This window comes from Streptomyces asoensis (assembly GCF_016860545.1).
GTDB lineage: Bacteria > Actinomycetota > Actinomycetes > Streptomycetales > Streptomycetaceae > Streptomyces > Streptomyces asoensis.
In genome coordinates, this window is sequence record NZ_BNEB01000001.1 from 274381 (window position 1) to 288087 (window position 13707).

Here is a 13707-nt window from a genome sequence, read left to right on the forward strand (position 1 = left end):
GGACACCGCGCGATCACACCAGGGCGGCGGCCTCCTCGTAGGAGAGGCCGCCGCCCTCGGCGTACGCCCTGACGAACTCGGTGTCGCCGAGCGCACCGCGCGTCCAGGCCATGGCCAGGTCGCGGGCCTCGCGCTCCACCCGCTGGGGCACGTGGCGCTCGGGCAGCAGGGCCTCGGCGGCGCCCAGGCAGCGGGCGGCGTCCGCGGCGCGGGCACCGCCGTCCACGCGGGCCACGGAGGCCGCGGCGATGCTGAGGTAGAAGGAGCGCATCTGCGGGGCCATCGCGACGGTCAGCGGATCGGTGGCCCGTTCCAGGGCGGCCCGGATACCGGTCAGCGCCTGCCCGTACCGGCCGTCGACCGCGTCGAGCCAGGATTCCGCGCCCAGGATGAAGCAGTCGAAGACCGCGAAGTGCCCGAAGTCGAACTCCTGTCGCAGCAGCGTCAGTTGCTCGCGCGCCTCGGAGTAGCGGCCGCTGACGCCCAGCCAGCCTGCGAGGAAGAGGCGGGCGATGTGCGTGGCCTCGTGGGCCGCGCGTTCCTCGCCGGCGATGACCTCGCGCAGCAGGCGCTCGCCGCGTTCCTCCTCGCCGGCCTCCAGCAGCGCGCTGCCCAGCCGCGCCGTGAGGACGGCGGACTGCGAGCGGGCGCCGAGCCGTTCGGCCTGCTCGATGGCGCCCTCGTAGTCGGCGGCGGCCTCGCGGTAGGCGCCCAGGCGCTCATGGGCCTCGCCGCGCGCGGAGAGGGCCTCGGCGGTGCCCCAGGCGTCGCCCATGCGCCGGAAGATCTCCAGGGCCTCGGCCGCGTCGCTGAAGGCGCTCCCGGCCCAGTCGGAGCGGTTGGCGAGGATGTTGGCGCGCAGCTGGAGGCAGGAGGCGAGCTCCCACTCGTAGCCGGGTGTGCGGCGGCAGGTGTCGACGCTGGCGTCGATGATGGCGCGGATCCGGTCCGGGGTGCCCGTCATGATCACGGCGAAGAACCAGAGCATGCCGGGTGCGCGGCAGGTCTGCGGCTGACCGGGCTGGTAGGTGTCGGCGATCATCCGCAGCTTGGTCTGCGAGGTCGCCGTCTGCCAGGCCTCCATCTCGGTGTCCATGCAGGCCAGATGGGCCAGGTGCAGACCGCGCCGGGCCTCGGCGAGGATCTCTCCGGTCATCGGCGGCGGGGCGTCGGTGCAGGACCGCCACACCGGCGCGGCCGGGCGCAAGGGTTCGGCGAACGGGTCGGGGCCCAGGGCCATGATCTGCACGCACCAGCCGCGGGCCTCGATGCGCAGGTCGCGCATCTGCCAGTACCAGACGAGGGACAGGGCCAGGCAGAGCGACTCCTGCTCGTCCCGGGCGGCGACGGCGCGGCCCAGCGCGGTCCGCAGGTTCTCGTACTCGAGCTGGAGACGGTCGATGGCCTCGCGCTGGCCGGGTCCGCGCAGCAACGGGTCGGTGGTGCGGGCGAGTTCGCGGTAGTACGTCAGATGCGCGCGCTCGGCGGCGGCCCGCCGGCCCGAAGCGTCGAGCCGTTCGCCCGCGTATTCGGCGACCGTCTCCAGGAGCCGGTAGCGCATGTCGCCGCGGGGGTCCGGGGCGGCGACGACGAGCGACTTGTCGACCAGCGAGGCGAGCGAGTCGAGGACGGAACGGGGGGCGAACGGGTCGCCGGACGTGCCGGGGGCGGGGTCGGCCGGGCCGCACACGGCCTCGACGGCGGCGAGGTCGCAGCCGCGGGCGAACACCGACAGCCGGGCCAGGACGTCGCGTTCGTCCTCGTCGAGCAGGTCCCACGACCAGTCGACGACGGCCCGCAGGGTCTGCTGCCGGGGCAGGACCGTGCGGCTGCCGGAGGTGAGGAGGCGGAAGCGGTCGTCGAGCCGGTCGGCGATCTGCCGCGGGGTGAGCAGCCGCAGCCGGGCGGCGGCGAGTTCGATGGCGAGCGGCAGGCCGTCGAGACGGCGGCAGATCTCCGCGCAGGCGGCCGCGGTCTCCTCGTCGGCATCGGTGCGGAAGCCGGGGCGGGCGGCCGCGCCGCGGTCGGCGAGCAGCCGCAGCGCGACGGGCTCCGGCAGCGGGTCCAGCGGGCGCAGCACCTCCCCGGGCACGCCGAGGGGCTCGCGGCTGGTGGCCAGCACGGTCACCTCCGGACAGCGCGCCAGCAGTTCCTCGACGAGCCGGGCGGCGGCGTCGACCACGTGCTCGCAGTTGTCGAGGACGATCATCATCCGGCGCCGGGCGCAGTGCTCGACGAGCCGTTCCAGGGGGTCGTCGTGGCGCTCGGCGGCCCGTATCTCCTCGGCTCCGGCGCCGTAGAGCACGGTCTCGCGGGCCCCGACGGCGGTGAGGACGGCCTGGGGTACGGCGGCCGGGTCGGCGACCGGCGCGAGCTCGGCCACCCAGACGCCGTCGCGTGCGACGTCCGCGGCGCCGTCCGGCGGGGGTGCGAGGCCGCCGTCGCGCGCCGTCGCGGTCCGGGCGCCGGCGAGGTCCGGGGTCCCGGCGGGCACGCGGTCGCGCACCGGGCTCCCGGCGACCGCGCGTGACGCGTCCCGGACGGCCTCGGCCGCTTCCTGTGACAGGCGGGTCTTCCCGGCTCCCCCGGGCCCGAGCAGGGTGACCAGGCGGGCCGAGGCGAGGTCCTCGCGGAGGGCCGCGATGTCGTTCTCACGGCCGACGAAGGAGGTGAGGCGGGCCCGGAGGTTGCCCAGGGGCGGCGGGGCCGGGGCGGGCGGGGCCGGCGCACGGCCGCCGGCCGCGGGCCGCGGGCGGACGGACGGCTCGCCGGGGCCTGCCGGCTCGCCCTGCCCGAGCAGTTCGGCGTGCAGGGCCCGCAGTTCGGGGCCGGGGTCGGTGCCGAGACGGTCCGCGAGCAGCCGCCGGACGTCGTCGTAGGCGGCCAGCGCCTGCGCGGTACGGCCCGCGTCGCGCAGGGCGCGCAGGCGCAGCGCCTGGAGGGGCTCGTCGAGCGGGTGGGCGTCGCACAGGGCGGTGAGTTCGGGCAGCGACCGTTCGGCCTGGCCCAGCGCGATCGCGGCGGTGTGCCGGGCGCGTACCGCGTCGAGGCGGCGGGCCTCCCGGCGGGCCGCCTCGGCGGCCCGGTCGGGCAGGTCGGCGAGGGCGGGGCCGTGCCACAGGGCGAGGGCGTCGTCGAGGACGACGGCCGCCTTGGCGGGATCGCCGTCGGCGAGCGCGCGCAGACCGTCGGCGGTCAGCCGCTCGAAACGGTGCAGGTCGACGTCGTCGGGGGCGGCCGCCAGCCGGTAGCCGCCCTCGGCGGAGTCGACGGCGTCCGGGCCGAGGGCCCGGCGCAGCCGGCCGACCAGCGCCTGCAACGCGCCCTGCTCGTCGGCGGGCGGGTCCCCGGCCCACACCTCCTCCACGAGCAGCCCGGCGGGTACGCTCCGGCCCGCCCGCAACGCCAGCACGGTCAGCAGGGCGCGCAGCCGGGCGCCGCCGACGGAGACGGGGACGCCGTCCGGACGGAGTGCCTGGGTGGTGCCGAGGATGCGGTAGCGCACGGGGTCCATTCTCTCCGGAGGGGACGGGGACGGTCACGGGGTTGCGGCGGGGTGGCGCGAGCCGGACGTCCCCGGATCACGGGCCCCAGGAACCGGGGGCCGGTCGCGGAACGTTTTCCCGTTGCGTCCCGGCCGGGTACGGTCGGGCAGTTCCACACGCGCGTACGAACTCAGGGGGCCCCATGACCACCGCCACCACCCGCAGTGCCGAGCGGAGGATCAGTCCCGTCTTCCTCGGGATCCTGGCCGTCACGGCGGTCACCGGCTGGGCGACCTGGACGGGGTTCGCCGAGCAGCCGGGCGTGGCGGTGTTCCTGTTCGTCACGGCCGCCTGGATCGTCTCCCTGTGCCTGCACGAGTACGCCCACGCGCGTACGGCCCTGCACAGCGGTGACATCTCGATCGGCGCGAAGGGGTACCTCACGCTGAACCCGCTGAAGTACACGCACGCGCTGCTCAGCGTGGTGCTGCCGGTGCTGTTCGTGATCATGGGCGGGATCGGTCTGCCGGGCGGCGCGGTCTTCATCGAGCGGGCGCGGATCCGGGGCCGGTGGCGGCACAGCCTGATCTCGGCGGCCGGCCCGCTGACGAACGTGCTGTTCGCGGTGGTGTGCACGGCGCCGTTCTGGCTGGACGCGCTGGACGGCGTGCCGGCCGACTTCCGGTTCGCGCTCGCCTTCCTCGCCCTGCTCCAGGTGTCCGCGGCGATCCTGAACTTCCTTCCGGTGCCCGGTCTGGACGGCTACGGGGTGATCGAGCCGTGGCTGTCGTACGGCGTCAAGCGGCAGGTGGAGCCGTTCGCGCCGTTCGGCCTGCTGTTCGTGTTCGCGCTGCTGTGGGTCCCGTCGGTCAACGGGATGTTCTTCGACCTGGTGGACACGGTGCTGCGCGGCCTCGGGATCGGCGACTTCGAGACGTACTGCGGTCAGTCGCTGTACCGCTTCTGGGAGGGCACGAACGAGTACTGCGCGATCAGCCGGTGACGTCGGTGCCCGCGGTCCTGCGCAGCTTCTCCCGCTTCAGGTAGTACCAGGTCATGTTGGAGGACAGGCCCGCGAGCAGCACCCAGACGATGCCGAGGAGGCTGCCCCGGGCGAAGGAGACGACGGCCGCGGCCACGGCGAGGACGCAGACGACGAGGGTGTAGAGGGCGAGTCGCCGGGTCGGGCCGGGCGGGGGCAGCGGGGGCATGGATCCGGTTCTCCTGTCGGGGGACACTGCTGGGCCGGCTCCGAGGGGCCGGCTGGGACCAGTGTCCCCCATGGGCTCAGACGTCCGTGACGCGCAGGCCCGCGTGCGCCTTGTAGCGGCGGTTGACGGAGATCAGGTTGGCGACCAGGGACTCCACTTGATGGGCGTTGCGCAGCCGCCCGGCGAAGACTCCGCGCATGCCGGGGATGCGGCCGGCCAGCGCCTGCACGATCTCGACGTCGGCCCGCTCCTCGCCGAGCACCATGACGTCGGTGTCGATCTCGTCGATCTCCGGGTCCTGGAGGAGGACCGCGGAGAGGTGGTGGAACGCGGCGGCGACGCGCGAGTCCGGCAGCAGGGCGGCGGCCTGCTCGGCGGCGCTGCCCTCCTGCGGCTTCAGGGCGTAGGCGCCCTTCTTGTCGAAGCCGAGCGGGTTGACGCAGTCGACGACCAGCTTGCCGGCCAGTTCCTCGCGCAGGGACTCCAGGGTCTTGCCGTGGCCCTCCCACGGCACGGCGACGATCACGATGTCGCTGCGGCGCGCGGTCTCGGCGTTGTCGGCGCCCTCGACGCCGTGCCCGAGCTCCTCGGCGGCGGCGAGCGCGCGGTCGGCGGCACGCGACCCGATGATCACCTTCTGACCGGCCTTGGCCAGCCGGTAGGCGAGACCCTTGCCCTGCGGGCCGGTCCCGCCGAGCACGCCGACGACGAGACCGGAGACGTCGGGGAGGTCCCACGGGTCCTTGGCGGGGGCCTTCGCCGGGGCTGCCGAGGAGGCGTTCTGTGCACTGTCGGTAGAGGTCATGGGCCGACTTTACGTGGGCGTGCGGCAGGGCCCTTCGTCATGTCGGGTGAACGCACGGCGAAGCCCGTACGGGCGGCGGCCGGGTGCGGCACGATGCGGCCGCATGGACGCCGTACGGGTCGCGCTGCTGCGCGAGGTGCTCGCCGGGACCGAGTGGCTGGGGGCCACGCGGAGGTTCGCCGCGGTGCTGCGGGCGTCGGTCGTGTCGCACGGCGGCGGGCTGCTGCTGGCGGGCTCGGCGGCGTACGAACCCTGGCATCTCGCGGCGCATCTGGTGGACGAGGCAGCGTGGTCGGGCACGCCGGAGCTGGCCCCGACCCTCGTCCGGCACGACGCGCGTCCGGGCGACCCGGCGCACCTGGCGGTGGGCCTGGGCCGGATCGAGGCGGCCCGGCGGGGCGAGACACTGCTGGTGGCGTCGCCGTCGGGGGACGCGCCGCTCCTGGAGCGGGTGTCGGACGCCCGCCGGACCGGGGTCCTGGTCCTGGCGCTGGGCCCCGCCGAGGACGAGCTGACGGCTCTGGCGCACGAGTCGCTGGCCGTGCCGGACGGTTCCGAGCTGGACCTGGACACGGTGCAGCACCTGGTGAGCGCGGCGGCCGGGGAGACACCGGCGCCGACGCGCGGGCGCCGGCGGCTGGCCGACCGGCTCTCCCACCTGGCCGAACGGCTGACGGCGCCGCCCCCGCCCCCTTGGTGACCCCCCGGGCCGGCGGTCAGTCGTCGCCGGGGCCCGCCGCCGGGGCGTCGTGCCACTTGGGATCGTTCTCCCACTCAAGGTTGCGCTCGCGGGCGGTCTGCATCGCGTGCTCGGCCTCCGCGCGGTTCGGGTACGGACCGAAGCGGTCCTTGGCGGGGCAGTCCGGGCCCTCCTCGACCTTCTTGTGCTCCAGGCAGTAGTACCACTCGCCCGGTTTGCCGGTGGTGCTCTTCTTGAACAGGGGCATGACGGCTCCTCTCGACACCGACATGTTCCCCCAAGGCCGCTCGTTAGACTCACTGGCATGTCTGGCCAGTCGCTGCTCGTCCCGGGGGAGCTGTCCCCCATCCGTTCGGTGCCCGGAAACATCCGCCGCCCCGAGTACGTCGGCAAGCCCGCCCCGACGCCGTACACCGGGCCGGAGGTGCAGACGCCCGAGACGATCGAGGCGATGCGCCGGGCCGGCCGGATCGCCGCGCAGGCGATGGCGGAGGCCGCGAAGCTGATCTCGCCGGGGGTCACCACCGACGAACTCGACAAGGTGGCGCACGAGTACATGTGCGACCACGGCGCCTACCCGTCGACGCTGGGCTACCGGGGCTTCCCGAAGTCCCTGTGCACGAGCGTCAACGAGGTCATCTGCCACGGCATCCCGGACTCGACCGTGCTGCGCGACGGCGACATCGTCAACCTCGACGTGACGGCGTACATCGGCGGGGTGCACGGGGACAACAACGCCACGTACCTGGTCGGGGACGTCGACGAGGAGTCGCGGCTGCTGGTGGAGCGGACCCGGGAGTCCCTGGAGCGGGCGATCAAGGCGGTCAGGCCCGGCCGGCAGATCAACATCATCGGGCGGGTCATCGAGTCGTACGCGAAGCGGTTCGGCTACGGCGTGGTGCGCGACTTCACGGGACACGGGATCAACACGTCGTTCCACTCGGGGCTGATCGTCCCGCACTACGACAGCCCGCACGCGACGACGGTCATCCGGCCCGGGATGACGTTCACCATCGAGCCGATGCTGACGCTCGGCACGCACGAGTACGACATGTGGGACGACGGCTGGACCGTGGTGACCAAGGACCGAAGGCGCACGGCCCAGTTCGAGCACACGCTGGTGGTGACCGAGACGGGGGCGGAGATCCTCACCCTGCCGTAGAGCCGTCCGCGCGCCGAGCCCGCTCCCTCCGGGGGCGGGCTTTCCGCTGCCATGGGCGGTTTTTACCGACTCCCCGTCGGAAAGGTTGCCGACAGGCCGTCGACAAAACATTGACTTAGGTAACCCTAACCACAGAGACTCGGGTGCATGGACTCCTTCTCGACAGTCATCCGCACCGCGTCCCACGAGCAGCACATGGAGGCGGAGACCTCGACGTTCATGAGCGACCTGCTCGGCGGCAGGCTCGGCATGGACGCCTACGCGCGCTACACCGAGCAACTGTGGTTCGTGTACGAGGCGCTGGAGGCCGGGGCCGCGCGGCTGGCGGCGGATCCGGTAGCCGGCCCCTTCGTGCGGCCGGAACTGTTCCGGCTCCCCGCACTGGAGCGGGACCTGGCGCATCTGCGCGGCGCCGGATGGCGGTCGGGCCTGTCCGCCCTCCCGGCGACCGAGGCCTACGCGGCGCGGGTGCGGGAGTGCGCCGAGCGCTGGCCGGCCGGGTACGTCGCCCACCACTACACGCGCTACCTGGGCGACCTCTCCGGCGGGCAGATCATCCGCGACAGGGCGGAGCGGACGTGGGGCTTCGCGCGCAAGGGCGACGGCGTGCGCTTCTACGTCTTCGAGGAGATAGCCAACCCGGCGGCGTTCAAGCGCGGATACCGGGAGCTGCTGGACGGGGTGCGCGCGGACGACCTGGAGAAGCAGCGGGTCGTGAGCGAGTGCAGGCGCGCCTTTGCGCTGAACACGGCCGTCTTCGGGGCGCTGGGCGCGGAGTTCCCGCTCTCGGCCTGAGCCGGCCCGCCAGGACGGACCGGGCCCCCTCGCTCCGTCGCGAGGGGGCCCGGCGTGCGTCTCAGAACCGGTCGCAGTGCTTGCCGGCCCAGAAGATGTCGGCCGACACCGTGTCGACCGCGCCAACGTACGGGCTACAGACGCCTTCCTCCCCGCCGAAGTGGTGGTGCTGGCGGGGGCCCTCGTCGGCGGTGGCGGTCGTGGCGCCGGCGGCGGCGAGAGCGATACCCAGGACGGTTGCGGCGAGGACTGAACGGATACGCATGGTGTTCCTCTCACGGGGCCGAGTGGTCACGCCCAGAGGTCCCCGCTCCCCTCTCCCCGCACACACCACACCACCCGTACGGGCCGCAGCCGTAGGGGGTCAGCGCTCCAGGAACACCCGTCCGCCGAGCTCCACCCAGCCGAACGGCTGCGGGGCCGTCAGGATCTGGGAGCCGGCGCCCTGGGTGATGTTCAGGGCGCGGCCCAGCCGCTCGGTGAGCAGCAGCGCCGCCGCGCCCGTCGCCTCGTCCTCGTCGACGCCGTCGCCACGGGCGGGGAAGCCGCGGGCGCGGATGCGGCCGGCCGGCTCGTCCTCCCAGGCCCAGGCGTAGAGCGTGCCCCGGCTCTCCCCCAGGGGGAGGTCCGCCGCGGTTTCGCCGCCGGGCGCGGGGACGGCGAGATCGTCGACCTCGGCGGCGCTCGCGTACTGACGGAACGTGCACGGCGGGGCCCACTCGGCCCGCGCCTCGATCCAGTTGAACTCCCCGTCCAGGCGGGTGCCCAGGGTTCCGGCCGGTGTGACGAGTTCGGGCACGTCGAGCAGCCAGGCGACGCCGACGCACGAGTGGTCCGCGAAGGGCAGCCGTGCGGTGGGCGTGTAGACGTCGACGACCCCGCGCTCGGGGTCGTCGACGAAGACGGTCTCGCCGAAGCCCAGTTTCGCCGCGAGGTCCTGCCGGTCCTGGCGGTCGGGCAGCACCGAGCCCTCGCGGACCACGCCCAGTTCGTTGCCGTAGCCGCCGTTCGGCGCGCAGAAGACGCGGAGCACGTCGTAATCAGTCACCGGGAAATTGAAGCACCGACGACGGCCCGGCCAGAAACGGAATCCTTGAATCTCCTTTGACCATCCCTTGGGGTCCGTTTTGGGCCGCCGTGATCCTCTCGTGCTCTTACGGCGTCTATGAGAGGTGAATCACTGCCCGGACGGGTATTACGCAGGTAAGCCTTGGATAAGTTAGGCGAGGCTCACCAACCCTGTGAGCCGGGTCACGCCACTATTCAGCCATCGCTGGGAGCCCGAATGCGAGCCGCCAGACTGTCCGTCGTCACCGCCGTCACCGCCGTGACCGCACTGGCCGCCGTCACCGGCTGCACCTCGAAGAGCGACGCGAAGGACGGCGACCGCGTCATCGGCGTGACCGCCACCGACTCCACGTGCGTGACCTCCAAGAAGGAGATCTCCGCCGGGCACCTCGAACTCGCCATCGAGAACAAGGGCTCCAAGGTCACCGAGGTCTACATCCTCTTCCCCGACGACCGGATCGTCAGCGAGCGCGAGAACATCGGCCCCGGCACCAAGCAGCGGGTCACCGCCGAGGTGAAGGCCGGTGACTACCGGATCGCCTGCAAGCCCGGTATGAAGGGCACCGGCATCCGCCAGAACCTCAAGGTCACCGGCGGCTCGGTCGCCGAGCGCGACCCGCGCCTGGACAAGGCCGTCGCCGCCTACCGCGAGTACGCGCAGGAACAGGCCGACGCCACGCTGCCGCTCGTCGCGACCTTCGTGAAGGCGATCCAGGCCGGGAACCTCGAGGCCGCCAAGGCGGCCTACGCGCCCTCCCGCATCGGCTGGGAGCGCACCGAGCCGGTCGCGGAGTCCTTCGGCGACATCGACCCGAAGGTCGACGTCCGCGCCGACGGCCTGGAGGCCGGTCAGACGTGGACCGGCTGGCACCGGCTGGAGAAGGCCCTCTGGCAGGACAAGAAGATCACCGCCACCGAGAAGACCCTCGCCGGGCAGCTCACGACCGACCTGACCGACTGGCAGAAGCGGGTCGGCAAGGCCGAGATCACCCCCACCTCCATGGCCAACGGCGCCAAGGAACTCCTGGACGAGGTCGCCACCGGCAAGGTCACCGGCGAGGAGGAGCGCTACTCGCACACCGACCTCATCGACTTCAAGGCCAACGTCGAGGGCGCCCAGAAGTCGTACGAGCTGCTCAAGCCGGTCGCCCAGGAGAACGACGCGGCCCTGGTCACCGACCTGGACAAGCAGTTCGCCGCGCTGAACACGCTCCTGGACAAGTACCGGCCGAACACGTCGTCGTACGCGTTCACCTCGTACGACAAGGTCGGCGCCGCCGGCCGCAAGGAACTGTCCGACGCGGTCAACGCGCTCGCCGAGCCGCTGTCGAAGCTCGCCGCCGCCGTCGCGAAGTAACCGGAGGGCCAGGACATGACGGACACCCAGGGCAGCAGCCCCACCCGCCGGTCGCTGATCGGCTGGGGCGGGGCGGGCCTCGCGCTCGGCGCCGCGGCGGCGGGCGGCGCGGTGGCGATGACGCGTACCGGCGACGACGTCGTACCGGCGGGCGCGGACACGGGCGCGGCGGTCGACTTCCACGGCGTGAACCAGGCGGGGATCGCCACGCCCGTCCAGGACCGGCTGCACTTCGCCGCGTTCGACGTGACGACCACCGACCGCGCCGAGTTCGTCCAGGTCCTCAAGGCCTGGACCGAGGCCGCCCGCCGGATGACGGCCGGCAAGGCGGTCGGCGAGGGCGCGTTCGGCGGTCTCGCCGAGGCGCCGCCGGACGACACCGGCGAGGCCCTGGGACTCAAGCCGTCCCGGCTGACGCTGACGATCGGCTTCGGGCCGTCCCTGTTCAAGAAGTTCGACCTCGCCGGCCGGCGGCCCGACGCCCTCGTCGACCTGCCGACGTTCGCCGGGGACGCGCTCGACGCGGCCCGCAGCAACGGCGACCTGTGCGTGCAGGCCTGCGCGGACGATCCGCAGGTCGCCGTGCACGCGATCCGCAACCTGGCCCGGATCGGCATGGGCAAGGTCGTCATCCGCTGGTCGCAGCTCGGCTTCGGCAAGACCTCGTCCACGACGCCGGACGCGCAGACCCCGCGCAACCTGATGGGCTTCAAGGACGGCACCCGCAACATCGCGGGCACCGAGACCGACCGGCTGAAGAAGTTCGTGTGGGTCGGCGAGAAGGACGGTCCCGACTGGATGACGGGCGGCTCCTACCTCGTCGCCCGCCGGATCCGGATGCACATCGAGACCTGGGACCGCACCTCGCTCCAGGAGCAGGAGGACATCTTCGGCCGCGACAAGGGCGAGGGTGCTCCGGTGGGCAAGGCGAAGGAACGCGACGAGCCGTTCCTGAAGGCGATGAAGCCCGACGCGCACGTGCGGCTCGCGCACCCCGACTCCAACCACGGGACGACGATCCTGCGCCGCGGGTACTCCTTCACGGACGGCACCGACGGTCTGGGCCGTCTGGAGGCGGGCCTGTTCTTCCTCGCCTACCAGCGTGACGTGCGCGAGGGATTCATCCGCGTGCAGCGCAACCTCGCGACCGACGCGCTCAACGAGTACATCCAGCACGTGGGTTCGGCCGTCTTCGCCGTCCCGCCGGGCGTCCGCGACAAGGACGACTGGTGGGGCCGGACGCTGTTCTCCAAGGAGGCCTAGCCGTGTTCTCCAACTATCTGATCGGACTGCGCGAGGGCCTGGAGGCCAGCCTCGTCGTCTGCATCCTCATCGCCTACCTGGTCAAGACGGGCCGCAGGGACGCGCTGAAGCCGGTGTGGACCGGCATCGCCATCGCGGTCGTCATCGCGATGGGCTTCGGCTGCGTCCTCGAATTCGGTTCGCAGGAACTGACGTTCCAGGCGCAGGAGGCGCTCGGCGGCTCCCTGTCGATCCTCGCCGTCGGTCTGGTGACCTGGATGGTGTTCTGGATGCGGCGCACCGCCCGGCACCTGAAGTCCGAGCTGCACGGCAAGCTGGACGCGGCGCTCGCCATGGGCACCGGCGCGCTGGTCGCCACCGCGTTCCTCGCCGTCGGCCGGGAGGGCCTGGAGACCGCCCTGTTCGTGTGGGCGTCGGTGCACGCGGCCGGCGACGGCACCCCGCGCCCGCTGGTCGGCGTGGCGCTGGGCCTGGCCACGGCCGTCCTGCTGGGCTGGCTGTTCTACCGCGGGGCCCTGCGGATCAACCTCGCGAAGTTCTTCACCTGGACGGGGGGCATGCTCGTCGTGGTGGCCGCGGGCGTCCTGGCGTACGGCGTCCACGACCTCCAGGAGGCCGACCTGATCCCGGGTCTGAACAGCCTGGCCTTCGACATCAGCGGCACGATCCCGCCGGACAGCTGGTACGGCACGCTGCTCAAGGGCGTGTTCAACTTCCAGCCCGATCCGACGGTCCTCCAGATCACGGTGTGGCTGCTCTACCTCGTCCCGACACTCGCGCTCTTCCTCGCCCCGGTAGGGTTCGCCTCCGGGAAGGGGAAGGTGAAGTCACCTGATGAGCAGGGAACGCAGCCTGGCGACCGGGGTTCCGCGCAGTCGAGGGCTCCGCAGGCGTGACCGGTACGCACTCGTAGCGGCCTCACTCACCGCCGTCTCGCTCACCGCGAGCGGCTGCGTGGTCGTCCACGGAGAGCGCGAGGTGCTCCCGGCGGCCACGAAGGCGGAGGCCGTCAAGGCGGTGGAGCAGTTCACCGCCGCGTACAACAAGGCCGACGCGGCGTACGACAGTTCCCTGGACGCCGACCGCACGGCCGGCGCCCTGCGGGTCATCGACGAGGCACGGCTGAAGGCGGGCCACGTCACCGACCCCAAGGGCAACCCGGACCACGAGCCGCTCGTGCTGTCCGACGTGAAGTACACGATCGTCGAGAAGGCGGGCTGGCCGCGCTGGTTCGTCGCCGACGCCAAGGGCAGCAAGGGCGGCGACGCGCGCTGGCTGATGGCCTTCACCCGCGGCGGGCTGTCGGAGCCGTGGCGGGCGACGTACCTGACGCTGGTGGCGCCCGGCTCGGTACCGCGGTTCGACCTGGACGCGGACGGACACGCCGAGGCCGTGCCGGCCCGCACCACCGGGCTGGCCATGGCGCCCGCCGGGCTGAGCAAGGGCTACACGGCGTACCTGAAGAGCGGCAAGGGCGCCTTCGCGGACGGCGCGTTCACCAGCGCCCTGCGCGCGACGCGGGCGAAGAACGCCACCCGGCCGGGACTTGCCACGCAGTACATCGACCAGCCGCTGACCGAGGGCGACTACGCGCCGCTGGCCCTGCGCACCGCGGACGGCGGGGCGCTGGTGTTCTTCAGCAGCCACCACTTCACGAAGCAGACGGCCGCGGCGGGGGCCGCGGTGCCCACGCCGAACAAGAACGTGGCCGCGTTGACGACCGGGGAGATCAAGCAGTCACTGACGATGGAGTTCGTCGCCAACGAGGTGGCGCTGGCGCCGGCGAAGGGGTCCGGCGGCGGGAAGGTGTCGCTGCTCAGCCGGCTGGAGGGGCTCACCGGCGCCGAGGGGGCGTGAAGAC

The 13707-nt window shown here is 72.8% G+C and carries 14 protein-coding genes; 8 read left to right on the top strand and 6 right to left on the bottom strand.

From position 1 onward, the window contains the following. Nucleotides 1-13: 13 nt before the first annotated feature. Nucleotides 14-3514 carry an AfsR/SARP family transcriptional regulator gene (locus tag Saso_RS01205; protein WP_189917099.1) on the bottom strand — a complete coding sequence of 1167 codons (3501 nt, stop codon included), beginning with the start codon at nucleotides 3512-3514 and terminating at the stop codon, nucleotides 14-16. A gap of 173 nt (nucleotides 3515-3687) precedes the next feature. On the opposite strand from Saso_RS01205, the gene Saso_RS01210 reads away from it, so the two are divergent. Then, nucleotides 3688-4488, top strand: coding sequence for a site-2 protease family protein (locus tag Saso_RS01210; RefSeq protein WP_189917101.1), 801 nt, complete (start codon nucleotides 3688-3690; stop codon nucleotides 4486-4488). On the opposite strand, the gene Saso_RS01215 is transcribed toward Saso_RS01210, so the two are convergent. Together Saso_RS01215 and npdG are read right to left on the bottom strand one after the other, a co-directional pair. After that, a complete protein-coding gene (locus tag Saso_RS01215) occupies nucleotides 4478-4696 on the bottom strand; it encodes a hypothetical protein (RefSeq protein WP_189917102.1) in 219 nt (72 codons plus the stop codon). The genes Saso_RS01210 and Saso_RS01215 overlap by 11 nt on opposite strands. A gap of 76 nt (nucleotides 4697-4772) precedes the next feature. After that, nucleotides 4773-5501 (bottom strand): NADPH-dependent F420 reductase, encoded by a 729-nt coding sequence (gene npdG / locus Saso_RS01220; protein WP_189917103.1) that lies wholly within the window; start codon nucleotides 5499-5501, stop codon nucleotides 4773-4775. A 103-nt stretch (nucleotides 5502-5604) separates the two neighbouring features. Between npdG and Saso_RS01225 the strand changes: the two genes are divergently transcribed. Next, nucleotides 5605-6201: a hypothetical protein gene (locus Saso_RS01225; protein ID WP_189917104.1), complete on the top strand. Its 597-nt coding sequence runs from the start codon at nucleotides 5605-5607 to the stop codon at nucleotides 6199-6201. A 16-nt stretch (nucleotides 6202-6217) separates the two neighbouring features. On the opposite strand, the gene Saso_RS01230 is transcribed toward Saso_RS01225, so the two are convergent. Beyond that, nucleotides 6218-6448, bottom strand: a complete 231-nt coding sequence (locus tag Saso_RS01230) for a hypothetical protein (RefSeq protein ID WP_189917105.1) — start codon at nucleotides 6446-6448, stop codon at nucleotides 6218-6220. 57 nt (nucleotides 6449-6505) lie between these two features. Here Saso_RS01230 and map point away from each other — a divergent pair, with 57 nt between their 5' ends. Beyond that, nucleotides 6506-7363, top strand: coding sequence for a type I methionyl aminopeptidase (gene map / locus Saso_RS01235; RefSeq protein WP_189917106.1), 858 nt, complete (start codon nucleotides 6506-6508; stop codon nucleotides 7361-7363). 147 nt (nucleotides 7364-7510) lie between these two features. Further along, nucleotides 7511-8158 (top strand): biliverdin-producing heme oxygenase, encoded by a 648-nt coding sequence (locus Saso_RS01240; protein ID WP_189917107.1) that lies wholly within the window; start codon nucleotides 7511-7513, stop codon nucleotides 8156-8158. 61 nt (nucleotides 8159-8219) lie between these two features. Here Saso_RS01240 and Saso_RS01245 read toward each other — a convergent pair whose 3' ends face one another. Together Saso_RS01245 and Saso_RS01250 are read right to left on the bottom strand one after the other, a co-directional pair. Further along, entirely contained in the window at nucleotides 8220-8423 is a 204-nt protein-coding gene (locus tag Saso_RS01245; protein ID WP_189917108.1) for a hypothetical protein, read from the bottom strand. A gap of 99 nt (nucleotides 8424-8522) precedes the next feature. After that, the gene (locus tag Saso_RS01250; RefSeq protein ID WP_189917110.1) at nucleotides 8523-9206 is read right to left on the bottom strand and encodes a PhzF family phenazine biosynthesis protein; all 684 of its coding nucleotides are present in this window, start codon (nucleotides 9204-9206) and stop codon (nucleotides 8523-8525) included. Nucleotides 9207-9443: 237 nt separating this feature from the next. Between Saso_RS01250 and efeO the strand changes: the two genes are divergently transcribed. Genes efeO through Saso_RS01270 form a run of 4 tightly spaced genes read left to right on the top strand, consistent with a single transcriptional unit; the run spans nucleotide 9444 to nucleotide 13703 of the window. Continuing rightward, a complete protein-coding gene (gene efeO, locus Saso_RS01255) occupies nucleotides 9444-10583 on the top strand; it encodes an iron uptake system protein EfeO (protein WP_189917112.1) in 1140 nt (379 codons plus the stop codon). 15 nt (nucleotides 10584-10598) lie between these two features. Further along, nucleotides 10599-11846 carry an iron uptake transporter deferrochelatase/peroxidase subunit gene (gene efeB / locus Saso_RS01260; protein WP_189917114.1) on the top strand — a complete coding sequence of 416 codons (1248 nt, stop codon included), beginning with the start codon at nucleotides 10599-10601 and terminating at the stop codon, nucleotides 11844-11846. A 2-nt stretch (nucleotides 11847-11848) separates the two neighbouring features. After that, on the top strand, nucleotides 11849-12742 hold the full coding sequence (gene efeU, locus Saso_RS01265; protein WP_189917116.1) for an iron uptake transporter permease EfeU: 894 nt from the start codon (nucleotides 11849-11851) through the stop codon (nucleotides 12740-12742). After that, nucleotides 12681-13703, top strand: a complete 1023-nt coding sequence (locus tag Saso_RS01270; RefSeq protein WP_189917118.1) for an SCO2278 family lipoprotein — start codon at nucleotides 12681-12683, stop codon at nucleotides 13701-13703. The genes efeU and Saso_RS01270 overlap by 62 nt, the downstream gene beginning before the upstream one ends. Nucleotides 13704-13707: the final 4 nt, after the last annotated feature.